We start from the raw sequence: 21,739 nt of genomic DNA on the forward strand, positions 1-21,739 counted from the left end.
CTATATAAAAGGCCCCTGATCTTAGGTAAGATCAGAGGCCTTTGTGTTGTTAAATAGCTTCCATTTTCTGAGCAGAATACAGCTTGTAGTATCTGCCGCGCTGCGCCATCAATTCGTCATGCGAGCCTGATTCGGCGATGCCTTTATCAGCTACATACATGATACGGTCGCAGTTCTTAACGGTGGAGAGGCGATGCGCGATGATGAACGAAGTCCGCCCTTTAAGCAACTCGTTCAAGCCTTTCTGCAGCAAGCGCTCAGTCTGCGCATCAATGGATGAAGTAGCTTCATCCAGAATGAGGATACGCGGATTGGCGAGCAGTGTTCGAGCGAATGAGATCAGCTGGCGTTGTCCTTGGGACAGCTTCGAGCCGCGTTCATTAACCTCTGTCATATAGCCTTTCTCGAATTCACGGATGAAATCATCGGCACAAACCGTCTTAGCAGCGGCGATAATTTCTTCTTCTGTGGCATCGAGCTTGCCATAGCGGATATTGTCCATAATCGTACCGGAGAAGATGAAGCTGTCCTGCAGCATGATACCCATTTGGCTTCGCAGCGATTTGAGCTTCATCTCCGCAATATCATAGCCATCGATAAGTATTTTACCACTTGATACGTTATAAAAACGTGAGATCAGATTGACGACCGTTGTTTTCCCCGCGCCGGTTGGACCAACAAGTGCGATACTCTCGCCTGCCTTAATATCGAAGCTTAAGTTCTCCAGTATGTTGTGGCCTGGATCGTAGGCGAAGGTCATATCCTCGAACGTTACCCGCCCTTTGATCGGAGGAAGTTCTTTGGCCTTAGGCACATCGCTTACAGTCACTGGCTCATCCAGTGTCTCGAAGATTCGTTCCAGATAAGAGACGGCATTGATAAAGCTGTTATATAAGTTAGAAATGTTAAGGATCGGCTGCCAGAAGCGTGCCGCGTAGCTGCTCATAGCAAGAATGACGCCGAAGGTGACCTCTTGAGGACTCAGTGCCAGCAAGCCTACGAAATAGATGGAAGTCGTTACTAGCGTTGTCAGGTTATCAACCGAGAATGGAACAAGGAAGTTGAAGTACATCGTTCTCATCCATGCTTGGCGATAGTTGACGGACAGGCGGGTAAATATTCCTTCGTTACGCTGTTCCCGATTGAAGATTTGGGTAACGCGAATGCCGCTGATACTTTCCTGCATGTATGCATTCAAGTTGGAGCTCTTGTTGGATACGGCCTGCCACGCCCGGCGCTGCTTCGTCTTGATGAGCAGCATAATGGCGATAAAGATAGGCAGACCACCAAGGATGATAAGTGATAGTCTGGCATCGACGGCGAACATAAAGATACCAATGAAGAGCAGGTTCAATATCTCAAGGATAAGGTTGATAATACCATTGGAAAGTACATCTGATACAGAGTTGACGTAATTGACGACCCGAATCAGAATCTTACCTTGCGGACGATCATCATAATATTGGAACGGCAGCTCCTGCAAATGCTTAAACAGATCCGTACGGATATCAAAGATGATATCCTGCCCGACACGGGTCATCATCCGAGAGCGGATCGTAGCGAGAATAACGCTGACCACGATGGTCGCGAGCATAACTACTGACCATAAGACCAGCCCTGATTTGTCCTTCGCAGGAATGGTGTAGTCAACAACATGCTGTATGATAAGCGGCGCAGACAGGGCAATACCCGCTGACAGTGCACTTAACACGAAAGCGATGATCATTGGCTTCTTCTGGCGTTTGATGTAGACGAGTGCACGCTTGAAGTGCCGTATATTAAAGGGTGACTCCAGATTCTCGTCGATGTCGAATTTATTTCTTGCCATGAGCGGTCACCTCTCTTTCGATGCCTTCGTTCTGCAGCTTGAATACGCCGTAATAGTAGCCGCGTTTCGCCAATAGTTCGGCATGAGTGCCTTCTTCGATGACGCGGCCGTTTTCTAGAATAAGGATACGATCAGCCTGAGCAGTTGTAGACACACGCTGTGCAATAATGATTTTCGTGCAGGAGAAATCTAGTTCATTAAGACTCTTCTGGATATGCTCCTCTGTCTCGTTATCTACAGCTGAAGTCGTATCGTCGAGAATCAGGATAGGAGGCTGCACAGCCATGGCACGGGCCAAAGCGATACGCTGCTTTTGTCCGCCGGAGAGGCCTACCCCACGTTCGCCAACGACAGTATCATAACCCTCGGGCATCTTGCGGATGAAATCATCTGCGGCTGCGAGCTTAGCGAACTTCGTTACTTTCTCTTCCGGCATATCCGGATCGCCATAAGCAATGTTGCCGTCAATGGTATCGGAGAACAGCAGGACATCCTGTGTAGCTACCCCGATGTTGCTGCGCAATTCATCAAGCTCCATCTTGCGAACGTCAGTACCATCTACCAAGACGCGGCCCTTAGTCACGTCATAGAAGCGTGGAATAAGATTGATCAGTGTCGTCTTGCCTGAGCCAGTTGCTCCCATAATGGCGATCGTTTCACCCGGCTCAACCGTAAAGCTGATATTGTCCAGCACCGTTGCACTGTCGTATTTGAAGCTTACTTGATCGAATTGGATCCGGCCTTTATATCGCCGCTTAACCGCTGATTTGTGCTCGTTAACGATTTGAGGATGGGCATAGTAGACGTCGATGATTTTGGTAAGGCTTGCAAAGAACCGCTGAATATCATTAATGATGATACCGATGTTGCGCATCGGGTTAGACAAGCCCCAGATCAGAGCGGAAAAGGCAGAAAATTCACCGAAGGTGATACGTCCGTCCATTACCAGCAGTCCGCCAGCAAGCATCAGAATAACGTTAAAGCCTTGCGAGAGAGTCTCCAGATACGGGAAGTAATCAAGCCATACCAAAGCGGCTTTCTTGTTCGCAGTGGAATAATTAATATTCTTCTCGGAGAATTTCTGTATCTCGAATTCTTCCCGGGCAAATGCCTTGACGACACGGTTGCCTGCAATATTTTCCTGGGTTGTTGTATTCAGCTGTGACAGCCGCTCCCGAAGGTCGATATACATCGGGCGTACGCGTCTGGCGAAAATAAACGCTACGATAAAAATTGGCGGCGACAGAAGAAGCAGCCATAAGGTGAGTCCAACGTCGATGAAGAAGAAGTAGACGACCGCTGCTAGGAATACCGTCAGCGACTCGATAATCGTCTTAATGATCCAAGCCATGGAGTGTCGCACCATATCAAGGTCACCTGTCATCTTGGTCATCAGGTCCCCAGTACGGTTGCGGTCGTAATACTGCATGTCTTGTCCTTGGATTTTGTTGTACAGGTAAATCCGGACACGGTACAGCATGTTCTGTGATGCACGTTCGTACAGTAAGGTTGTAAAATAGGCCAGACCCGTACGCAGCAGGGAAAAGCCAATCATGCCAATGCATAGGCCGATCAGCAGCGCCCGTTTATCCGTCAGATTTTGAACGGCATTATCGCCTGCGATAAAGGTATCGACAATGCGCTGACCAATGTACGGGTTAATAATCGTAAGCGAGGAACCTACGACCGATAGGCACAACGCGAGAATATACCGTACACGGTCGCCCTTCAAGTTCTGCCATAACCAATTGAGTTGAAACATCTGATCACCAACTTTTTTGTGTGTGGATTTCCGAATTTCAGAGAGAACAGCCCTCCCTCTTCCTGGATAGGAACATCCAATGGAATAGAGACGGCTCTTCCTTGAATTGAAAACTATGGAGATTATAACACGTTTGGTTGGAAAGTAAGTGGGATTTTTTATGTTTATATGAGGAATTTCTATTGACGAGGCTCGCGGGTTGTTTATGTGCAAATAGCAAGTTGAACCTACGATAATAACGGATAATTTTTCTAGTTATTTACATGGTATACTTTGTAAATAACTGTCTTTACCATTTCGCGTGGGAGGCACAATATTTACTTTATATTATTGAAGGCGGACTATATATGAATATGGACACTTACTTAACTAAACTTGTGACCACTTTTCAGAAGGTGTTACAGGATAACCTGTGTGGAATCTATTTGCACGGATCGCTTGCCATGGGGTGTTTTAATCCGGATAAAAGTGATTTGGATATATTAATCGTTGTGAAGAGTAGGTTATCAAAAAACCAACAAAAGGCGATGACAGATCATGTGTTACTGCTCCATGATGAAATGCCAAATGGACGTGGAATTGAGCTTAGTGTGGTCTTAGAGACTTATGTACGCAACTTTGTTTATCCGACGCCATTTGAATACCATTACTCTGATTATCATCGTGAGCGGTATCAATCAGACCCATATTACCTGTGCGGCGGGTTTGAAGACCCAGATCTAGCTGCACATTGTACAGTCGTCTATCATCGAGGGATTACACTTTACGGGAATCCGATTCAAGAATTGTTTCAGCCCATAGAGCGTAAATATTATGTGCAATCCATTCTTAATGATATTGGAGACGCTTCTACGGGTATTATTGACCAACCGTTATATTATTCTTTGAATTTGTGCAGAGTTCTCTTGTATTTGCAGGAAGGTACCGTATCCTCCAAGCTGGAAGGCGGGGAATGGGGATTGCGTACATTGCCGAGCAAGTTCCATTCTGTGATTCACAAATGCTTAGAGGAATACAGCGGTAGGGAAAATAAGCTGGAGTTTGATAACAAGCAGTTAGTAGAGTTTGCCGAGTATATGCAAAATAAAATCCATCAACTTCACTGATCTCCGTTCATAAATAAAGCCTCAAGCTGGCTTGCCATATATTTAGGACTGAACGGAGTTTTTTCTTTCAGCCACCAGGTAACAATTCCTAGGTTAGAGGCGGCAACAATTTCGGGACGGACGCGGAGCGGGAGACGTCCTTTTTGTTTTTTATCCTCATCCCACAGCTTTACGATTTCAAGCAGCATGTTATAGATCCGATCCTGGAATGCTTTATTATCCAGCATGGCATTGTATAAGCCGGCATTCTTATAGAAATGTTCCAGAAAAGCAGTTAGTACGGGAGGGGAAGAGGTAGAGTATGCTTTTTGAACGGTTTGAATGGAGATCGTTTGCTGCATCTCGTCCAGCATCTCGGCAATGGTCTGCTCGAGCAGGTCCTCAATACTAACGTAATGCAAATAAAAGGTTGCCCGATTTATCTCTGCGCGGTCTGCAATCGCTTGAACCGTCAGTTTGCTGCGATCTAAATCCTCTTGTATGAGTGAAATAATAGCTTGCTTCAGCAGTTTTCGAGTCCGCTTGATACGAAGGTCGGTTTTGGCCTTGTCGGCGCTCATCATATCCATCCCTCTCAATTGGCATGTCCTATTGTTCTATATTAACAACATCGAATCAATTAAACAACACATTGTCTATTAAAAACGGACTGACTACCGACAGACACAATACAAAAATCCGTCTAACTTTCCCCTTTTAATCGTCACACCTTCGTTCAACTGTTGAATATTTGATATTTTCTGAATTTTTGTTCATTGATCGATAAAGCGCCAAGAACCTATACTGTAAAGGCTTACAAAGTATACGTATGGAGGTGCTCCTAATGACAGAAATATTGGTCAATGATCAAGTGCAAGAGATGGAGAGAGTCTTTCATCTGCAAAAGAAAAACCAATGGAAAATGAAAAATACATCGGCAGTAGAACGTATTGAGCTGCTTGGAAAACTTCGTACAGCCTTGGAGCTTCATCGTGAAGAAATCGACGAAGCGCTGTTCCAGGACTTGGGCCGCCAAAAAAACTCTGCTGAAGTGTATATGGTGATTAAAGAATTGGACTATACGATTGCGCATTTGGAAGAGTGGATGAGCTATGAGGTTCATGATCACCCGACAATTCCAACTGCTAAATACTATGTACAGTACGAGCCTAGAGGCGTTGTGTTATTGCTAGGTGCTTGGAACTTCCCGCTCGATCTTGTTTTCTCGCCGCTTGTTGCACTCTTGGCAGCAGGGAATACGGCTATTGTTAAGGCGAATGAAGTCACACCAAACTGCTCAGCTGTGATTGCAATGGTTATCAAGCATACGTTTGATGAAGATGTAGTCGCTTGTTTCGAAGGTGGTATTGAAGTTGCACATGCACTGGAACAGCTGCCATTCGATCATATTTTCTTCACTGGTAGTCCTAAGGTCGGCAAATCTGTCATGGAAGCTGCTTCGAAAAACTTAACTTCCGTTACCCTGGAGCTGGGCGGCCGTTCTCCTCTAGTATTGGATGAGACCGCTAATTTGCAATCGGTTGCCCAAGGGGTTGGGATCTGCAAGACCGTGAACGCCGGACAGATCTGCTTGGCGGTTAATCATATCTTCGCTCCTCGATCCAAAGTGGATGAACTGGTAAGTGCGATCTCGGCTTTCTTGAAGGCAAGCTGTTATGAGAATGAGGTTTACAAACCAGAGAAGGTTGGGAAAATCGTCGACGGACGGAACTTTGACCGTGTTACTAGCTATATCTCGGATACGCTGGAGAAAGGGGCATCCATTGTATTTGGTGGCAATCATGACAAATCGATTTTATCGATTGAGCCAACCATTCTTACGGATGTAACTCTGGACAGCGCGCTTGTGCAGAACGAGATTTTTGCACCGGTTATTCCGATTGTCGCCTACGACGATATCCAAGAGGTTATCGATTTCATCAATGACGGCGGCAAGCCGCTGGGCCTGTTTATTTTCTCGAACAATCAATTATTTGTTGATCATGTCATTAATCATATTTCCTGCGGAGGTATTACGATTAACGGTTGGGCGATGCATGCGAGCACCCATGAGCTACCTTTTGGCGGAGTTAATCAAAGCGGCATGGGCAGCTATCACGGTGTCCACGGCTTTAAGGAACTGTCTCATGCTAGACCAATCTTCAAAACTTACTAGAGCGGAGGAATCATCATTATGAAAGATTATTTTGGCTATAACGGGCAAGTCTGTGTCGTAACCGGGGCGGCTTCCGGGATGGGGAAAGCAACAACAGAGATGCTTGTTGATCTAGGTGCTGAGGTCTACGCACTGGATCTTATGGAAGTGACAACACCAGGTATCAAAGCGTTTATTAAAGTAAGCCTAGGTGAAAAAGAATCTATCGATGAAGCGTTCAAACAGCTCCCTGGACAGATCGACAAGTTCTTCGGCATCGCTGGAGTATCTGGAGTTAGAACAGACTTCAATACGACGATTGCGATTAATTTTACCGCGAACAAATACATCACGGATGAGTATCTCACAAGCAGAATGAAACCTGGTGGAGCGATCTCCTACATTTCTTCAAGCGGTGGCTTGAGATGGGAGAAGCCGGACAATCTGGCGGAATTCCAATCCGTTGTTGATGCGAAAGGCTGGGAAGGGATCACGGCTGCACTAAACGATCTTGGGAAATCGGAGCTGCCGGGGCCTTTGGGTTATGTATTATCGAAACGTGCACTCAACTATTACATTGCAACAATTGTCCCCGTGTTTGGGCAAAATCATATTCGGGTTAACGGCGTACTGCCTGCCGCAACGCAGAGCGGTCTGACGAATGAATTCGCTGCTATGAAAGGCGGCATGGACAAATTCCTCGAATCCACAGGGTTTGCCGGAAGATTAGCGGAATCACGTGAGATGGCGGAGCCAATCGTCTTCCTGAACAGCAAGATGGCATCGTATATTTCTGGTGCATTGCTTGATGTAGATTTCGGCTTAAACATTCTGCCGGTTGCTGGTCTAACCCCAGATAAATCAAACTTCAAGCTGTTTTCTCGATAATTGAAAAATAAGGGGCTACACCATCGGTCATTGACATGACTATGGTGCAGCCCTTTTTTATTTAGGTTAAGCAGCAACCTACGCATTCGAATGTTCTTCCGATCGCCATTGCTCGGGGATTCCTTTGAATCAACGTGTTAAGGTTGGAATCCCCTCACAAAAGCGAACGCTGACGCTTCTCCAGAATCATTCGAATTGCTCCGTTTGCATTTAACCAGGTTCATTTTATGATTAACCAAGTGATTGTGATGTCTTCAGCACATCTCGGAAAGTCATTGGCATACGGCCGATGAGCTTAGCTAATGTGGAATCTGTTCGTGCGAACTCCCCTTCGCGGCTTGCGAGAAAGATGCCGAGCAGCAGGTCTGCCCGTTCTTCGGGGAGGCCATAAGATATCAACTGGTCGCGATACTCTTCATCGGATATAACAACCCGGCGGATTGGACGTCCTGTTAGTTCCGATGCTACCGCGGCGATGTCTTCCAGGTCCAGCATCTCGGAAGATGTTAGCACTGGGGTCACGCCGTCAATAGGCTGTTCAGTAAGCAGGATTGCTGTTAGTTCCGCGAGATCAGCGTGGGAAGTCCAAGCAATGGGTCCGTCAGCCGGAGCTGCCAAGATTCCTGTTTGAATGGCTTGGCCAAGCAGCATAATGCCAGAAGCGGTGTAAAAGCCGTTACGAAGAGAAGTGTAGGGTACACCTGAATCTTGCAGCATCTCTTCGGTGGCCGCATGGTCCACCATAGGGGCAAAATGCGAGGTATGTGATGAGCCCATCTGGCTGGTATATAAGATGCGTCCGGCTCCAGCCATCTTCGCTGCATCAATTGCTGTTCGATGCTGACGGATCGTAGCCTCTCCCGAGCTGTCGGAAGAAACAATAAGAACCTGCGATGCTCCCTCGAAGGCATCGGCAAGACTTTCGGCATCATCGTAGTCTCCTCTGCGTACTCGCACTCCTCGTTCTATAAGTGCTTGTGCTTTAGTCACATCGCGGACACTCACGCCAATCGTTTCTGCTGATACTCGCTCAAGTAATTGATCCACAACGGCCTGTCCTAACTGTCCGTTTGCTCCTGTTACAATAATCATCTCTATCATCCTTTCCTGTGTTGCTTAGCCATCGTCATACACGGCATAATGAAAGGATAAGCGGATTTCATTAGCCGAACAATCAGCAATAGAGAGCTATCGTTGTGTAGACAACAGATACCTTGTTCTGTCGGCTTTGTATCCTGAAGAGTGAGGTAGAATATGCCTGTTAATCCAAATGACCCTCGAGTGAAACGTACGAGGCAGCTGATGATGATCGCCTTCATGGAGCTGCTCGAGCAAAAGAAAAACATCTACTCCATATCGATTCAGGATATTACGAATCAAGCGACTGTCAACCGCGCCACCTTTTATTCGCATTTCGATGATAAGAATGCTTTTCTGGAATGCTGGATGAGAGAGAAGTTTGTGATGATCATGAAGGACAAATTGCCCGATCTTAGAATTACGGGGATGAACAGCCTTCAAATTGTTATTCAAACCGTATTCGAGTTTCTCATTCGGTTCAGGCAATACATGACGCCTGGCGATAATCAATTTGAACCGCTGTTTGAAATCGCCATGCATAAGGAGCTTAAACAACTGCTGCTTAGGTGGTTGAAGGATGAGCACCACGCATCGATCTCCGAAGAAATGCTGGAAACGACTGCTTTGGTCATCAGTTGGGGCATATTTGGGACAGCCTTGCAGTGGAGCCGTAATCCTCAGCGCCGGTCGGTGAGCTTGATGGTGCGGGAGGTAGTGGAGGTTGTTGCAGCAGCCGTGGCTCCTGTCATGGCAGATGCAGAATCCTTATAAAAAATAGATACATAACGATTGAGGACATGGAGAGCTCTCCATGTCTTTTTTATATCCTGACCTTTTCTTGCTAATGAATTTTTTTCCACCACGTAGTGCATGATAAGGAAACCAAAACTGGGCACATCGCGTGAAGGGGGACAAGTCATGGTGACGCTGAGGCAGATGGCTTCGACGGTCATTTTATTTCTGATCGGAAGCTCCTCCTTGTTTGTGCTAGGAGGCAAGGCAGAGAAGGATGCCTGGATGTCCGTTTTTATAGGGATGTTGGCTGGGCTGGTACTTCTTAGCTTAGTGACTTTGCAGATTCAAAAGCTGGAGCCAGAGCGGAATCTTATTGAAATTTATAAACTTTATTTCGGTAAAATCATTGGCTTCGCATTTGGTTTCATCTTTGTCATCTACTATTGCTACAAGTGTATTCGTAACGTACGTGAGTTTGCGGACCTGTCTATTATGCTCCTGCTCTCGGATACGCCTTTATCGGTCGTTATGCTCATCATCTGTCTGATTGGCGGCTATGCGGTAATGGGAGGACCAGGTGTATTCTTCCGGATGGTGGAAATGCTGCTGCCTATTCTGTTGTTGATTTATGTGGTTCTGTATATTCTGCTGCTTAGCTCGGGGCTTATTGATTTCAACCGGCTGCTGCCGTTCTTGGAGAAGGGGTTTAAGCCGGTCTGGGACGCTGCCATTCCTGAGATTATTTCGTTTCCGTTTGGTGAAATGGTGTTGTTCCTCATGTTCTGGCGCTATGTCGAGTTTAAGCAATTCAGCCAAATTATAAAAATGACGATCAAGGGCTATCTATTCGCTGGGGTGTTCATCACCTTTATGAATGTAGTCATTATCTCCAGCCTTGGATCGTTTGCCGGATGGAGTACTGTTCCGCTGCTTCAAGCAGCAACTTATATTTCAATAGGCAACGTATTTGAACGGATTGATCCACTTGTAGCTTTGCTCTTCTTCACTGCCGTTTATGTCAAATTGACCGCCTACTATTTGGGCGCTTCACTCGCCCTTGCTTATTTGCTCGGCATCTCGCTGCGAATAGCTGCGATCCCGGTCGGGCTTGGTATATTCATCGGCTCATTTTGGTTCAAGAGCTATATGCATCAGGTTAACGTAGGCTTCGAGCAAAACTTGAAGTATCATTTTCCGATTTTTCAAATGCTTATACCAGCGGTACTGCTGATCGTTATGCTGTTAAGAAAAGGTGTACGCTCTGGGAGGAATCATAAGCAACCAAGCCATTCATCTAGTGAGGAAAGCAACCATGCCAAATGATAAGACAACCAAACAATCTGAGAAGGAAGCACCAAAAAAAGAAACGAAACCCGAGCAAGTGCTTATTCCCGATTTTGACATTAATATTGAACGTCTGCATCGCTTTCTAGGCGATGGCGCGGATATCGTATGCCGTACCCTTCAGCATCGTTCATTTGATAATGCCCGTTATGCACTGCTCTATATTGATGGCATTGTAGATGGCGTATCACTCAACACGATGCTGCTTGGTCTTCTTGATGACGCCAATCGATATATCGAAGGCGGAGTGGAGTCGAGCCTTTATCATCATCTAACCGAGCGGGTGATCGCAAACGGCAAGCTTGGCGAGGTCAATTCGATCAATAAAGCATGCTATGCGATGCTGGAAGGAAGCACCATTCTTGTTGTAGAGGGCAGCCTGAAGGCCATTATTATTGATACAACCGGAGGCAAGTCCCGAGCGGTGGAGGAGCCAAGCAGCCAGACGGTAATTCGGGGGCCGAAGGAAGGTTTCACCGAAAATTTGCGGACCAATACCTCACTTATCCGCCGGATTATAAAGTCACCCGACTTACGTTTTGATTACAAAATGATTGGGCATCAGACGAGGACAAATATTGCGATCGTCTATCTGGAGGGGATCGCAGAGGTTGAGGTCATTAAGGAGGTTCACCGCAGGCTAGATGCCATTGATATAGATGGCGTGCTCGAAAGCGGTTATATTGAAGAATTTATTCAGGACAGAGCCTTTACGCCATTCCCTCTCCTCCAAAATACGGAGCGTCCAGATGCGGCATGCGCGGGTATATTAGAAGGCCAGGTCGTTATTATTGTGTCGGGAACACCATTTGTTCTTCAAGCTCCGGTAACCTTTGTGAAGTTTTTTCAATCCAGCGAGGATTACTACCAGCGTTATGACATAGCGACCTTTCTACGGATAATTCGGATGACCTCCTTTTTTATCTCTATGCTGCTGCCGTCGCTGTACATTGCGATTACCACCTTCCATCAGGAAATGCTGCCGACCTCGCTGCTCATCAGCTTGGCCGCACAACGTGAAGGTATTCCGTTTCCCGCATTGCTTGAAGCGTTCTTGATGGAGATTACCTTCGAGATATTACGGGAAGCAGGCGTTCGGATGCCGCGTATTATCGGACCTGCTATTTCGATTGTTGGTGCACTCGTGCTTGGTCAGGCTGCGGTTCAAGCTGGTATTATTTCAGCTGCGATGGTTATTGTCGTATCCTTCACGGCGATCGCGAGCTTTGTTATTCCCGCTGTAAATATGGGAGTTGCAGCTCGGCTTATCCGCTTCCTTCTTATGATTCTGGCTGGGACATTTGGGTTGTTTGGCATTATGTCGGGGCTTATGATCCTGCTTGCTCACATGTGCGGCTTACGTTCCTTCGGCAAGCCTTACCTGATGCCTTTTGCACCGTTTGTTGCATCGAATTTGAAGGATGTGCTGATTCGCGTACCTTGGTGGGCGATGCGTACTCGTCCGAAAAATATTGCTAGCGAGAAAAACATAACAAGGGCAGGTGCCGGGCAGAAGCCTGGCCCTGATCAGGAAGGAGTCTAGACGATGAAGCCCGCTATTTCGACAACGCAGACAGTCGCATTAATCCAAAGCGCGATTGCCCCTACCATGGTGTTAGCGATACCAAGTGTGATGGTCAGCATTGCTCAGCATGATGCTTGGATTTCAGGCGTTATAGCGGGTATCGTCGGTCTACTTATGGCTCTAATCATAGCGGCTATAAGTAAGGCCAATAAAGGACAGTACTTTGTTGAATGGCTGGAGGGCAGGTTAGGTAAACCGATTGGTATTGCTATTGGCATTATGCTTGGTATTTATTATTTCAACAACTTTTGTGTCATCGTGAGGGTTTTTGCCAACTTTGTATCCGATATGGTGCTTGATGAGACTCCTCTATTTATGCTGGTAGGTATGATGGTAGTGGTAACCGTCTTTACAGTCTTACAGGGGATAGAAGCTATCGCTCGCTCTGCTTTTATGGTGCTTCTTCTGATTCTAATCGTTGTGCCGGTATCCGTCTTTATCCTATATACGGATATTGACTTCAAGAGGCTGATTCCCGTGTTTGATACTAGTGCAGCAAGAATGGCGGTTGCATCTCTTCCTCCAATTGCCCTTCTCTCTGAAGTATCGGTTCTGCTTATATTGACTCCCTTTATGAAAAAACCAGCATCTGCTATAAGAGCAGGATTATTTGGCTCGCTCTTAAGTTCTTCACAGCTGCTGCTCGTTATTTTGTTGGCATTAACCATCTTTGGACCGCAGCTTGTTCCGATGCTTTCCTATACCTTTGTTAACGTGATGGCGATTGTGGAGGTCGGCGAATTTCTGGAGCGGATAGAAATCTTTACGGTGTCCGTCTGGTTTCTGACGATGTATATCAAATTAACCGTATTTCTGTTTGCAGGGGTGCATTGTCTGACCCATTCTCTTCGTTTGAAGAGTAAACATCATGTCCTGCTTGGGCTAGGCCTTCTTGCATTCGTAACGTCAGCGGGCGAATGGCCTCGTGATTTGGAAAGCGGTTATAAGAACTTGGCCAATATGCCGCAGCTGCTCATTATAAACGTTGGTCTGCCTATTCTGATTGCCCTAGGTCTTCTAGTCACACGGGGGAAAAGGAAGCAAGGAGGGAAACAAAGGCCATGAGATTACTTGTTATGAAACGAATAGCTTGTGCTGCTCTGTTACTTCTTGCTGCATGGACTACAACCGGCTGCTGGAATCGGATCGAGCTCAACGAAGTGGCTATAACATCGGCAACGGGAATCGACTGGGACGGCGAGAACTGGATTGTATCGTATCAGGTTGTTATACCTGCCGCAATCTCTTCGGTAACCGGCGGCTCAGGGGGCGGAGGGCCAAAGTCGCCCATTATTGTGTACTCCACGAAGGGCAAGACGATACGTGATGCGATTATGCACAGCTTTTCCGAAAGCCCCCGCAAGCTGTTTTTCGCACATAACCGGGTCGTTGTTATTGGTGAAAAAGCGCTGAAACGAGGGATTAATGAGCTTATTGACGTCTACTTCCGCAATTCGGGTTCCAGGGAAACCGTGAGTGTGCTCGCTACTCCTGGTACGGCAAGAAGAATTTTGGAGCAGTTTATGCAGCTGCAGGCTATCTCGGGTGCGGGAATGAAAGAAATCATTTTATCCGAAATGAAAAATACATCCATTCTGCCGAATATTCCGGTATACCAGTTGGCGATGGAGCTAACGGGTGATGCTAAAAGTGCGGTCGTACCTGAAATCTTTGTGTCAGGATCAGGGGATACCTCTTCCCTGGATTCGTTCAGCAGCACCTCTATTCCATCCAAGCTGAAGCTCGGGCGTCTGGCTGTGCTGAAGGATGACAAAATGATCGGCTGGATGAGCCGGAAGGAATCGCTTGGCGCCGCCTATTTGCGTGATAGCGTACAGCAATCCTTTATAGTAGTTCCTTGTGAAGATAAAGAAGGAAAGAAAGGATATGATACGGTTCAAATATTAAAGTCTAAAACCAAAATTATTCCTAAACTGCGTGGGAGCCAGCTTACCTTTACTGCAGATGTTGATGTCTCTGGGACATTAATGGAATCAAATTGCGCGCAGGATCTATATAAACCCGGAGTTATTCAGGGACTTGAGCAAGGTGGACAAATGCAGATCAGCTCCTTGCTGCAGGATGCATGGAAGAAAGGTCAGCAGATGAACACGGATATATTCGGGGCGGCAGAGAAAACGCATCGTAAATACCCGAAGCAGTGGAAGGAGTGGGGCAAGAATTGGGATCAAGTCTTCAACGAGGCACCGCTTGAAACGAAGATAAAGTTCCGAATGGCCCGGATGGGACTCAGCAATAAATCATTCCAATATCTGATGGATAAAAGGGAGAAGTGAGCCCATGGGATACATCGTTATTCTCATACTGGCGGTGTACGTCGTGCTGCTCATTGTAGGTGGGAAGCAGCTTATACGTAAGAAATGGTACAAGGATTTGGTCGTATATATCGTACTGTTGACTTGGAGCACCACTATAGCGGTGGGGATGGCTATGGATTGGCCAGCTGTATCAGCGGGCACTACGGTAGCCTTAATTAATAAGAGTATGGAGCCTTTGAGGAATATGATGCACGCCATGATCGGCTGGGGAATAGATTAGCTTGGGCGGGGACTCAGTGTTCCGAATACACAAGGGACGAAGTATGGGATACACGGGACGAATGCTCCATCGTCGGTTGGCACGAATGCCAGCGCAGGATGTATCCAAATGCTAAATGAGGATGTAGAGTGGTTATTCGATACGATACCGAATGGTACTAAGGTTACGATTCATAAATGAATTTGAAGAGCAGGACGTGAAAAAGAGGGGTGAAAGCCCCCTCTTTTTCCTTTACTTATTAAAAATCATATTTTACATACTTACTAATGATTTCTTCATCCTCTAAATCTTCAAACCATTCCGAATGAATCCATAGCGGAATTTGCAGAATCGACTCCAACTTATCATTTCTTTCAGAGCCGATTAGCCTATCAATTGTAATAGAATTTATAAGAGATTGAATCTGGAAAATAAAGCTTATTTCTACACCGCTTTACGCATTAGCTTTGAATCCTTCGGCAGCAGGAAGGCGCATAATCCAAGCAGCGGAAGGAAGGAGCAAAGCTCGATCGTGAAGGCAACATCCTTGACGTCGGTAAGCCATCCCAGCAGGACGGAGCCGAGGCCTCCCATGCCAAACGCCAGCCCGAAGAATAAGCCGGATACCGTTCCGATATGACGTGGCAGCAGCTCCTGCGCATAGACGATAATAACGGAGAAACCAGACATGAGGATCAGGCCGATCGCGCAGCACAGTACCATGGCGATACCGGGGCTAACATATGGAAGCAGCAGTGAGAATGGTGCTGTTCCGGCGATCGAGATCCAAATCATCGTTTTACGGCCAAACTTGTCGGCAAGTGGTCCGCCAAGAAGGGTGCCAACCATGCCGGCGAATTGAAGCGCGAATAAGCAAATTTGTGCTCGGGAGAACGACAGGTTGTAATGATCAATGAAGTAGAACGAGTAATAACCAGTCATCCCCGCAATATAGACGAATTTGGAGAAGAGCAGAATGATGAGCAGCAGCATGGTGCCCGCAATAAAAATAGTTGAATGCGGCGACTCTGCATCCAGCATTTTATTTGCTGCTTTCTTAGCGGATGCTGCAAACGTTAGCTGGCTGGCGTACCAGCGGCTGATGATGATCTGGACAGCGATGCCAACGACAGCGAAAATCGTAAACCATAAGAAGCCTTGCTGTCCATGCGGCATTAACAAGAAGGCAACGAGCAGCGGTGCCAGTGCTTGGCCAGTATTGCCGCCTACTTGGAAGACCGATTGTGCCATACCCTTGCCGCTTGAAGCAGCCATTCGGGCTACCCGGGAAGATTCCGGATGCAGGACGGACGAGCCTACGCCGATTAGAGTCGCAGATATAAGGAGTATCCAGAAGGTGTCTGCATAAGCGAAGCCAATTACACCTGCCAGGGAGAAGAGCATCCCAAGAGGAAGCAGAACCGGCATTGGCCGCCGGTCGGATATGTATCCGATGAAGGGCTGGAGCAAGGACGCCGTAATGTTGAGCATAAAGGCAACCCAGCCGATTTTGGTAAAGCTCAGATGCATAGTGGATTGAAACAGTGGAAAAGCAGAAGGCACGGCCGTCTGCATCGCATCATTCAGCAGATGGGCGAAGCTGACGCCAAACAGCATCCAGATCGCTGGGTTGCGCTGTGCCTGTATGGCAGCGGTTTGATTCATTGCGTTGTTCTCCTTTTTTGATTTTTTTCCAGTATAGCGGGAGAAGGGGAACAAGGTCGTTGCGAAAAGTGCTGCAAACCGAGCAACTTTTGCTATAATGATGGCAGGTGAAGAGACATGGAGATGAAGGTAGAAACGGATTGGATCGAGTTATGGCAAGGAAGCCATAACTTCAAGAATGTTCCCCATAAGCATGAGGACTGGATGCAGGTTACGCTGCCAATCAAAGGCATCTGTCATTTTACGCAGGAAGAGCACAGCTATGGCTTGAGAGAAGGGAATGGTTTGCTGCAGCCGCCAGGAACGGAGCATCATTTTTATCTGGGAGAGCAGTCTTCTGTTATTATCTTGAAGGTACGTGAACGCGGGAACGGTGGGATGGCATCTATCGATTCGCAATTTATTGCTGGGATGGGTCATGATATTAAGCAGACTTTTCATGCTGATGATATTGTCAGCCGTTTTCGGCAATGGATGCTGGCTCTCATACAAGGCCAGGCCTTGGCCGATCCGCTTGCTGTGCAGGAAGTGGAGCAGGATGTCGTCTCTTATCTGGGCGGCATGCTGAAGCTTGGTGAGAAGGAACGAATGCCAACAGGGATTTCGGATCCGCATATCCTTCGGGCTTTATCCTACATTCATGACTGTTACGAAGAGATGATTAACATTGATGAGCTGGCTGGAATTGCGCTGCAAAGCCGCTATCATTTCATTCGTTCCTTCCGGGAAGCAACGGGTACAACGCCGTATCAATATTTGCTTAAGCTGCGGATCAAGGAAGCCATGAACAGGCTGCGCCGCTCAGAAGCTACAATTGGTCAGATAAGTGTGGAGCTTGGATTCTCTAGCACCAGTCAATTTCACCGCGCTTTTTTGAAAATGACCGGTTTAACGCCACAGGCCTATAGACTGCAATGAAGCAAGAGAGAGACCCTTCCGATTCGGAAGGGTCTTTGTGTAAAATGCCGCTTGACCCTCACACTAATGTCAGGGTATATAATCAACTCGAATCGACAATGCAGGAGGCGTTAAAGGATGAAAATCGGAGAGCTGTCGGAGCGTACCGGAGTTAGTCTGCGGTCATTGCGTTATTATGAGGAGCAGGGCCTGCTAACACCAATCCGGCTGGATAACGGTTATCGGGAATATTCACCACTTGCGGAGGAGCAGGTGAAGACGATTCAGCTGTATCTTCATCTTGGCTTATCGACGGAGCAGATTGCAGGCTTCTTAAACTGCGTCTTGATGAATAAAGAGTCGTTCTGCCAAGAGGTACTCCCGATCTACCGTCAGAAGCTCGAGGAAATTGAGTCTCAAATCCATCTGCTGAACAATATTAAATCCAACCTCGAAGACCGCATTCAGTCGATTCTAGATGAACAGAAGGAAGCGGAGGAGAGAAAATGAGTGTAACTAAGATTGATGATGTTGGCTTTCGGAATGCAATCCGGCAGCAAGGTGTAACACTAGTCGAGTTTGGAGCCAAATGGTGCCCGCCGTGCAAAGTGCTGCTCCCCATTCTTGATGAGCTGCAGCAGGAAGAAGGAGAGAGGGTATCGATTCTGCAGATAGACTGCGACGAATCACCGGACATGGCCTCGCAGTTTGGCGTCATGTCGATGCCAACCGTTATTGTTTTTCACAACGGTGATCCAGTAGACAAGTTTATTGGCCTCCGGCCAAAGGATGTATATCAACAAGCGATTGCCAAGTATGCATAACGGCAATGCTAAACAGCCGCGGATGGATTCCGCGGCTGTTTTTTTATAAATACTAGCTAGATTGGATTTTGTGCAGTAAAATGGCTTCCATTCTACTGTAGGGGGTAGCTAGGTTGGATTCCATACAATGAAATTTAGTACTGGAGGGTCCCCGGTGGCATTACTAGCCGATTTGACTGTATGAATTCCAACATGCCTTTAGCACAATGGATCTGTGGCAGATTAGGTTGGATGGTTTCCAATCTAGCACAGCCAGGTTTGCCCGATTCGAACGAATACCGTTCTACAGCCTAGCTGTAATCACAAAACGTGAAGCATTGGTTTTGATTCCTTTATTGGTTTGATTCTCTATTACAAATTGATAAAGGATGCGATAGTCGTGCTCGTTTTCTCCGAAGCTAGGAATAATAGGCGTGTGCGTCAACAGGAAAACCAAGTCTTCAAAATCCCATTGCACACCTTTCGATCTCATTCATTAATGATCACCCACAAACTAATATAGCTACAAACAGTAACGTAATGCGAGATAAAGTTTAGATATAACTAAATGGACTGACTGTAATCTATAATGCAAAAATACATGTCATTTTCTCGATTCATGCGAAATGAGATCATCAACATGCGAAAGTACAGATGATCCCTCCTAATCGTTCCCCGCAGGTTAATTCCGTAGGATTTACCTGCACTTTGGCATTTCAATGACAAATCAATAAAAGACAAACAAACAAGGCTGCCCTTAGGACAGCCCTGCCGTGTTATCAGAACCTTATTTCAATCCTTTTTGCGTCAGGAACGCATCCCACTGCTTCGCAACCTCTTGGTCTACCTTCTCCGCACCGGATGCTTTCAGCTTGGCAACGTATTCAGGGAGAACCTTGTTTGGATCAACAGCCCCAGTCTCAAGCGCCGTTTCATACTCATTCTTAACTGCGTTGATGTTGGCGATCTCTGCTTTCACGCTTTCTTCATTGAAGCTGAATCCACTGCTTGCAAGTACAACAGCATTCTCGTTTAATTCAATCGTTTTCTGCCAAGTGTCTGCTGCTTGCCCTGGTTTCAGATACGCATTAAATTGGTTGCCGAATACCCAGTCTCCGTTAGGAGTGTAGCCGGACCCGTCAATTGGTTCGATGAAAGTCTCATCGACTTTCTTGTAGTGCTTGCCTTCGATTCCGTTACAAATCAAGTTGTACAAATATTTATCGGTATTCAGAAGATTAATAAGCATCAGAGCACGTTCTGGGTTTTTGGAACTTTTATTAATAACATGCATAGCGCTTGCGATACCAGTGAAATAGCTGTCGGAGATCGGAACGTATACGACATCATTGCCGCCGTTGATCGCTTTTTCGCCAATCTCGCCGCCTGGTTTGGAGGTGAACTCGATGGATACAGCGACGTTGCCTTTTGCCTTCAGATCATTAATGTTCTGCAGGACAGGAGCATCTTGATTGATGTAGCCTTTTTCATACCATTCATGAAGCTTTTGGAAATAAGGAAGACGATCATTAGCTGTGTTCAGGAATGTAGATAATGTATAGGTCGGATCATCCTTCATATAGAACACAGGAGAGCCGTCTGTGCCTGCTGCTTTTGGATCGATGTACATGCCTCGGGAGTTTTGAGCCAGCCCGAGAGGAACAACGTCCGGTTCATTTTCTTTCAAAGTTTGAAGGAACGGTTCGATATCGCTATAGCTATGAATAGTGGAGACGTCCAGGCTGTATTTGTCGATGAAGCGTTTTTGGATAATTAAGCTCTTCTGCTTAGCAGCTACTTGATAGATGGGGAAGCCGTATACTTTGCCGTCTGCAGCAAGCATATCTGGCCAGAATTTATCTGGAATATTGGCACGAGCTTCCGGTGCATATTTAGCGATCATATCATCGGTCAGCTCAAGATAAGCACCACGGTCAATGTATGGCTGATAGTTGCCGAGCCAGCCCTTGGAGCTCCATGCAATATCAAAATTCTCGTTAGCAGCGAGCATGGCATTCAGCTTCGGCTCGTATTCATCAAATGTGAGCGGTTTCAACTCAACGGTCGCATTGATTTTTTCCTGCAAGTATTTATTGATCTCTTCATTGACCAGCTTCTGGTCTGGACCTGGGTCGGCTGCAACGGGATAGATGAACGTAAGTTTAACGGGATCCAGAGCCGGTTCGGTCGATTCAGCAGGCGCATCGCTGGCAGCAGTAGTAGGTTCTGTAGTAGGTGCAGGTGTTGCATTATTATTCCCGTTGTTATTGCTGGAACAGGCAGTGAGAATGACAAATAATAAGGTAAAAGACAGAAGTTTGGCGATCAATCGATTCTTTTTGTTGTTGTTCACCATGAACCCTCCAATTATAGTTCCTAATTTAGTATTACTACACTTCTTGAAGCAAACCTGCTAAAGCCAAAGTAAAACAAGCAAAATGTCCAAACCACCTCCTAAAAAGAATGAGAGATCACGCCAACGGTTAGCCCTTTAGGGAGCCAACCGTTAACCCTTTCACGAAGTACTTCTGGAAGAAAGGGAAGACCACTAGCATTGGACCACTCGCGACAATCGCCATCGCCATCCGTACGGTCAAGGTTGGGAATTGCGCGAATTTGAGCTTATCTGCCACTTCAGCCATCGGCGAGTTCGCAAGAAACTCTGCCTGCGATAGGATCCGTACAAGCAGCAGCTGAAGCGGAACGTATTTATCATTGTCGATAAAGAGCAGCGCGTAGAACCATTCGTTCCAATAGCCGAAGGCGATGAACAGCCCGAGAGTAGCAAGGGCAGGCGTAGAGAGCGGCAATATGATTTGGAAAAAGATTCGGTACTCCTTCGCCCCATCTACCTTCGCCGATTCGATAATTTCCTTTGATATTTTATCGAGGAAGCCCTTCATAATCATGATGTTGAACGGGCTCATCACGGTAGGAATGATGAGGGCGGCGAGTGAGTTCTTCAGGTGAAGGTACTGAGTCATCAGGATATAGAACGGGATTAAGCCCCCGTTGAACAGCATTGTGAAAAACACATAAAACGTAAGCGGCCGCTGATAGCGGAAATCACTCCGGGAAATCGGGTAAGCAATTAATGCAGTCATGAAGAGAGACAACAAGGTGCCGACAATGGTGATCGTAATCGTCACGCCATAGCCTCTCAGCAGGGATTCGGGCTTCTCGAATACAATGCGGTAAGCCTCCAGGCTCCATTCTTTAGGGATAAACTGATAGCCGAAATCGTGAAGGCTGTTTTCCGAGGTGAGCGAGATGGCAACCACAAGAACAAAGGGCATAGCAATCAAGAAACAGACGATAATGAAATACAGATTAATGATAGAATCAGCGAATTTAAGCTTCATGGGCAGATGGCC

At 46.7% G+C, this 21,739-nt stretch carries 20 protein-coding genes and 1 pseudogene; 13 read left to right on the forward strand and 8 right to left on the reverse strand.

Annotation, left to right across the window (positions count from 1 at the left end):
• Positions 1 to 49: 49 nt before the first annotated feature.
• Positions 50 to 1,828, reverse strand: coding sequence for an ABC transporter ATP-binding protein (locus AB4Y93_RS18395; RefSeq protein ID WP_441894311.1), 1,779 nt, complete (start codon positions 1,826 to 1,828; stop codon positions 50 to 52).
• Entirely contained in the window at positions 1,815 to 3,590 is a 1,776-nt protein-coding gene (locus AB4Y93_RS18400) for an ABC transporter ATP-binding protein (RefSeq protein ID WP_441894312.1), read from the reverse strand. The genes AB4Y93_RS18395 and AB4Y93_RS18400 overlap by 14 nt, the downstream gene beginning before the upstream one ends.
• 347 nt (positions 3,591 to 3,937) lie before the next feature.
• Between AB4Y93_RS18400 and AB4Y93_RS18405 the strand changes: the two genes are divergently transcribed.
• The gene (locus AB4Y93_RS18405; RefSeq protein WP_441894313.1) at positions 3,938 to 4,696 is read left to right on the forward strand and encodes an aminoglycoside adenylyltransferase domain-containing protein; all 759 of its coding nucleotides are present in this window, start codon (positions 3,938 to 3,940) and stop codon (positions 4,694 to 4,696) included.
• On the opposite strand, the gene AB4Y93_RS18410 is transcribed toward AB4Y93_RS18405, so the two are convergent.
• Entirely contained in the window at positions 4,690 to 5,259 is a 570-nt protein-coding gene (locus AB4Y93_RS18410; protein ID WP_441894314.1) for a TetR/AcrR family transcriptional regulator, read from the reverse strand. The genes AB4Y93_RS18405 and AB4Y93_RS18410 overlap by 7 nt on opposite strands.
• Positions 5,260 to 5,519: 260 nt before the next feature.
• On the opposite strand from AB4Y93_RS18410, the gene AB4Y93_RS18415 reads away from it, so the two are divergent.
• Together AB4Y93_RS18415 and AB4Y93_RS18420 are read left to right on the forward strand one after the other, a co-directional pair.
• Complete coding sequence (locus AB4Y93_RS18415; RefSeq protein ID WP_441894315.1) at positions 5,520 to 6,851, forward strand: aldehyde dehydrogenase family protein; 1,332 nt, start codon at positions 5,520 to 5,522, stop codon at positions 6,849 to 6,851.
• Positions 6,852 to 6,869: 18 nt separating this feature from the next.
• Entirely contained in the window at positions 6,870 to 7,718 is an 849-nt protein-coding gene (locus AB4Y93_RS18420) for an SDR family oxidoreductase (RefSeq protein ID WP_441894316.1), read from the forward strand.
• 231 nt (positions 7,719 to 7,949) lie between these two features.
• Here AB4Y93_RS18420 and AB4Y93_RS18425 read toward each other — a convergent pair whose 3' ends face one another.
• Positions 7,950 to 8,810 (reverse strand): SDR family oxidoreductase, encoded by an 861-nt coding sequence (locus AB4Y93_RS18425; RefSeq protein ID WP_441894317.1) that lies wholly within the window; start codon positions 8,808 to 8,810, stop codon positions 7,950 to 7,952.
• Positions 8,811 to 8,972: 162 nt separating this feature from the next.
• Here AB4Y93_RS18425 and AB4Y93_RS18430 point away from each other — a divergent pair, with 162 nt between their 5' ends.
• The 7 genes and pseudogenes from AB4Y93_RS18430 to AB4Y93_RS18460 form a co-directional block, all read left to right on the forward strand.
• Positions 8,973 to 9,569 carry a TetR/AcrR family transcriptional regulator gene (locus tag AB4Y93_RS18430; protein ID WP_441894318.1) on the forward strand — a complete coding sequence of 199 codons (597 nt, stop codon included), beginning with the start codon at positions 8,973 to 8,975 and terminating at the stop codon, positions 9,567 to 9,569.
• A gap of 147 nt (positions 9,570 to 9,716) precedes the next feature.
• A complete protein-coding gene (locus AB4Y93_RS18435; protein ID WP_441894319.1) occupies positions 9,717 to 10,856 on the forward strand; it encodes a GerAB/ArcD/ProY family transporter in 1,140 nt (379 codons plus the stop codon).
• Positions 10,846 to 12,420, forward strand: coding sequence for a spore germination protein (locus AB4Y93_RS18440; RefSeq protein ID WP_441894320.1), 1,575 nt, complete (start codon positions 10,846 to 10,848; stop codon positions 12,418 to 12,420). Before AB4Y93_RS18435 ends, AB4Y93_RS18440 begins: the two co-directional genes overlap by 11 nt.
• Before the next feature lie 3 nt (positions 12,421 to 12,423).
• Positions 12,424 to 13,527, forward strand: a complete 1,104-nt coding sequence (locus AB4Y93_RS18445; protein WP_441894321.1) for a GerAB/ArcD/ProY family transporter — start codon at positions 12,424 to 12,426, stop codon at positions 13,525 to 13,527.
• Positions 13,524 to 14,759: a Ger(x)C family spore germination protein gene (locus AB4Y93_RS18450; protein WP_441894322.1), complete on the forward strand. Its 1,236-nt coding sequence runs from the start codon at positions 13,524 to 13,526 to the stop codon at positions 14,757 to 14,759. The genes AB4Y93_RS18445 and AB4Y93_RS18450 overlap by 4 nt, the downstream gene beginning before the upstream one ends.
• Before the next feature lie 4 nt (positions 14,760 to 14,763).
• Positions 14,764 to 15,021, forward strand: coding sequence for a hypothetical protein (locus AB4Y93_RS18455; RefSeq protein ID WP_441894323.1), 258 nt, complete (start codon positions 14,764 to 14,766; stop codon positions 15,019 to 15,021).
• Positions 15,022 to 15,048: 27 nt separating this feature from the next.
• A pseudogene (locus tag AB4Y93_RS18460) lies at positions 15,049 to 15,198 on the forward strand (L,D-transpeptidase); the annotation flags it as partial.
• Positions 15,199 to 15,444: 246 nt separating this feature from the next.
• Here AB4Y93_RS18460 and AB4Y93_RS18465 read toward each other — a convergent pair.
• Entirely contained in the window at positions 15,445 to 16,665 is a 1,221-nt protein-coding gene (locus tag AB4Y93_RS18465; protein ID WP_441894324.1) for an MFS transporter, read from the reverse strand.
• 123 nt (positions 16,666 to 16,788) lie between these two features.
• Between AB4Y93_RS18465 and AB4Y93_RS18470 the strand changes: the two genes are divergently transcribed.
• From AB4Y93_RS18470 to AB4Y93_RS18480, 3 genes are all read left to right on the forward strand, one after another.
• On the forward strand, positions 16,789 to 17,583 hold the full coding sequence (locus AB4Y93_RS18470; protein WP_441894325.1) for a helix-turn-helix domain-containing protein: 795 nt from the start codon (positions 16,789 to 16,791) through the stop codon (positions 17,581 to 17,583).
• 117 nt (positions 17,584 to 17,700) lie between these two features.
• Entirely contained in the window at positions 17,701 to 18,072 is a 372-nt protein-coding gene (locus AB4Y93_RS18475) for a MerR family transcriptional regulator (protein ID WP_441894326.1), read from the forward strand.
• Complete coding sequence (locus tag AB4Y93_RS18480; protein WP_441894327.1) at positions 18,069 to 18,386, forward strand: thioredoxin family protein; 318 nt, start codon at positions 18,069 to 18,071, stop codon at positions 18,384 to 18,386. The genes AB4Y93_RS18475 and AB4Y93_RS18480 overlap by 4 nt, the downstream gene beginning before the upstream one ends.
• Positions 18,387 to 18,669: 283 nt before the next feature.
• Here the strand turns inward: AB4Y93_RS18480 and AB4Y93_RS18485 are convergent, their stop codons facing one another.
• The 3 genes from AB4Y93_RS18485 to AB4Y93_RS18495 all read right to left on the reverse strand — a co-directional run bounded on the left by AB4Y93_RS18485 (position 18,670) and on the right by AB4Y93_RS18495 (position 21,727).
• Entirely contained in the window at positions 18,670 to 18,858 is a 189-nt protein-coding gene (locus tag AB4Y93_RS18485; protein WP_441894328.1) for a hypothetical protein, read from the reverse strand.
• A gap of 294 nt (positions 18,859 to 19,152) precedes the next feature.
• On the reverse strand, positions 19,153 to 20,718 hold the full coding sequence (locus AB4Y93_RS18490; RefSeq protein WP_441894329.1) for an ABC transporter substrate-binding protein: 1,566 nt from the start codon (positions 20,716 to 20,718) through the stop codon (positions 19,153 to 19,155).
• Positions 20,719 to 20,848: 130 nt separating this feature from the next.
• On the reverse strand, positions 20,849 to 21,727 hold the full coding sequence (locus AB4Y93_RS18495; protein ID WP_441894330.1) for a carbohydrate ABC transporter permease: 879 nt from the start codon (positions 21,725 to 21,727) through the stop codon (positions 20,849 to 20,851).
• Between the last annotated feature and the right edge of the window lie 12 nt (positions 21,728 to 21,739).

The organism is Paenibacillus sp. YAF4_2, assembly GCF_052113225.1.
In the GTDB taxonomy this organism is placed as follows: domain Bacteria; phylum Bacillota; class Bacilli; order Paenibacillales; family Paenibacillaceae; genus Pristimantibacillus.

Bases quoted from the DNA above. Each gene is read 5' to 3' on its own strand.
- AB4Y93_RS18395 (WP_441894311.1), bottom strand. From the start codon at position 1,828: ATGGCAAGAAATAAATTCGACATCGACGAGAATCTGGAGTCACCCTTT.
- AB4Y93_RS18400 (WP_441894312.1), bottom strand. From the start codon at position 3,590: ATGTTTCAACTCAATTGGTTATGGCAGAACTTGAAGGGCGACCGTGTA.
- AB4Y93_RS18405 (WP_441894313.1), top strand. From the start codon at position 3,938: ATGAATATGGACACTTACTTAACTAAACTTGTGACCACTTTTCAGAAG.
- AB4Y93_RS18410 (WP_441894314.1), bottom strand. From the start codon at position 5,259: ATGATGAGCGCCGACAAGGCCAAAACCGACCTTCGTATCAAGCGGACT.
- AB4Y93_RS18415 (WP_441894315.1), top strand. From the start codon at position 5,520: ATGACAGAAATATTGGTCAATGATCAAGTGCAAGAGATGGAGAGAGTC.
- AB4Y93_RS18420 (WP_441894316.1), top strand. From the start codon at position 6,870: ATGAAAGATTATTTTGGCTATAACGGGCAAGTCTGTGTCGTAACCGGG.
- AB4Y93_RS18425 (WP_441894317.1), bottom strand. From the start codon at position 8,810: ATGATTATTGTAACAGGAGCAAACGGACAGTTAGGACAGGCCGTTGTG.
- AB4Y93_RS18430 (WP_441894318.1), top strand. From the start codon at position 8,973: ATGCCTGTTAATCCAAATGACCCTCGAGTGAAACGTACGAGGCAGCTG.
- AB4Y93_RS18435 (WP_441894319.1), top strand. From the start codon at position 9,717: ATGGTGACGCTGAGGCAGATGGCTTCGACGGTCATTTTATTTCTGATC.
- AB4Y93_RS18440 (WP_441894320.1), top strand. From the start codon at position 10,846: ATGCCAAATGATAAGACAACCAAACAATCTGAGAAGGAAGCACCAAAA.
- AB4Y93_RS18445 (WP_441894321.1), top strand. From the start codon at position 12,424: ATGAAGCCCGCTATTTCGACAACGCAGACAGTCGCATTAATCCAAAGC.
- AB4Y93_RS18450 (WP_441894322.1), top strand. From the start codon at position 13,524: ATGAGATTACTTGTTATGAAACGAATAGCTTGTGCTGCTCTGTTACTT.
- AB4Y93_RS18455 (WP_441894323.1), top strand. From the start codon at position 14,764: ATGGGATACATCGTTATTCTCATACTGGCGGTGTACGTCGTGCTGCTC.
- AB4Y93_RS18465 (WP_441894324.1), bottom strand. From the start codon at position 16,665: ATGAATCAAACCGCTGCCATACAGGCACAGCGCAACCCAGCGATCTGG.
- AB4Y93_RS18470 (WP_441894325.1), top strand. From the start codon at position 16,789: ATGAAGGTAGAAACGGATTGGATCGAGTTATGGCAAGGAAGCCATAAC.
- AB4Y93_RS18475 (WP_441894326.1), top strand. From the start codon at position 17,701: ATGAAAATCGGAGAGCTGTCGGAGCGTACCGGAGTTAGTCTGCGGTCA.
- AB4Y93_RS18480 (WP_441894327.1), top strand. From the start codon at position 18,069: ATGAGTGTAACTAAGATTGATGATGTTGGCTTTCGGAATGCAATCCGG.
- AB4Y93_RS18485 (WP_441894328.1), bottom strand. From the start codon at position 18,858: ATGAGATCGAAAGGTGTGCAATGGGATTTTGAAGACTTGGTTTTCCTG.
- AB4Y93_RS18495 (WP_441894330.1), bottom strand. From the start codon at position 21,727: ATGAAGCTTAAATTCGCTGATTCTATCATTAATCTGTATTTCATTATC.